We start from the raw sequence: 1,211 nt of genomic DNA on the forward strand, positions 1-1,211 counted from the left end.
ATTAACCTAGCAGACTTAGCGCTGAGTTTGGCGCTTGTTTCGCTTGCGCAAGGATTGAGCTTGACGCTTGCGATAGAATTTGTGACTTGGTCATTTGAGTCGTTTCTTTCGCGAAGTCAGTATCTTTGATACGGCTCTTCGACGCGTTCACGTTCTCGTTAATGTTGTCCAAGTTGCTGATTGCATGGTTGAAACGGTTCTGGAATGCACCCAGCTCTGCGCGGTGGCTGTCTACGTATTTCAGTGCCGCATCGATGATAGCCACAGATTCTTGTGCGCCACCAACTGAGGTTACGTCGATAGTATCTACTGTTACTTTTTTACCTTCGCCCAAACCTAGCTCGCCAGATAGGCCGCCTGAAAACTCGACTTCGCCTTCGACTTTGTTGTTGCCAGCAAAGATTTGCAGTTTACCGTCTTGGTCTACTGAGGCTTTCACTAGGTCAGTTTGACCGTTAATGTAAGTCGCAAGCTCTTCGATATCGTCACCTGCTTTTGCGCTGATGTTGATTTCTTGCTCTTGGCCGTAGCTGTCCGTTAGGTTGATTTTTAGGTCGTTCTTACCTTCAGCAACGTTCCAGTCTTTACCTTTACCACTTTCAGCTTGGTAGCTCACACCGCCCATCATTTTGTTGTCTGAACGCATGTCTTTTAGCTCAAGCATCACTGCTTCACCGTTATCCGCACCGATTTGGAACGATTTCGCGCCGTGTGTGCCGTTTAGTAGCTTGTTACCACCGAAAGAAGTGGTTTCTGCGATACGGTTTAGTTCGTCATTTAGCGCGGTCACTTCTTCTTGAATCGCCACACGCTCTGATTTCGAGTTTGAGCCGTTTGCTGATTGTAGAGACAAGTCACGCATACGTTGAAGAATGTTAGTGGTCTCGTTCATTGCACCTTCAGCGGTTTGTGCAATTGAGATACCGTCGTTCGCGTTGCGAACCGCCACATCCAAACCACGGCTTTGTACGTTCAAACGGTTCGAGATTTGTAGACCCGCAGCGTCATCTTTTGCGCTGTTGATTTTGAAACCCGAAGACAAACGCTCCATAGAAGTTTGTTGAGCTGAGTTTGCGTTGTTTAGGTAACGCTGAGCGGTCATCGCTGATACGTTAGTGTTTACATTCACTGCCATGGTGATTTCTCCAATTGATTTTCCGGTATAGCGGTTTCCGACGTCTCGGAAAACCAAGTAGTTCTCTCAAAGTTAC

The 1,211-nt window shown here is 47.2% G+C and carries 1 protein-coding gene; it reads right to left on the reverse strand.

Translation table 11 applies throughout. The features are described 5' to 3' along the window. Position 1: 1 nt before the first annotated feature. The gene (locus L3V27_RS23295) at positions 2 to 1,135 is read right to left on the reverse strand and encodes a flagellin (RefSeq protein WP_005393103.1); all 1,134 of its coding nucleotides are present in this window, start codon (positions 1,133 to 1,135) and stop codon (positions 2 to 4) included. Positions 1,136 to 1,211 lie beyond the last annotated feature (76 nt).

The sequence above is a fragment of the Vibrio sp. J2-3(2022) genome (assembly GCF_021725735.1).
Taxonomy (GTDB): Bacteria; Pseudomonadota; Gammaproteobacteria; order Enterobacterales; family Vibrionaceae; genus Vibrio; species Vibrio diabolicus.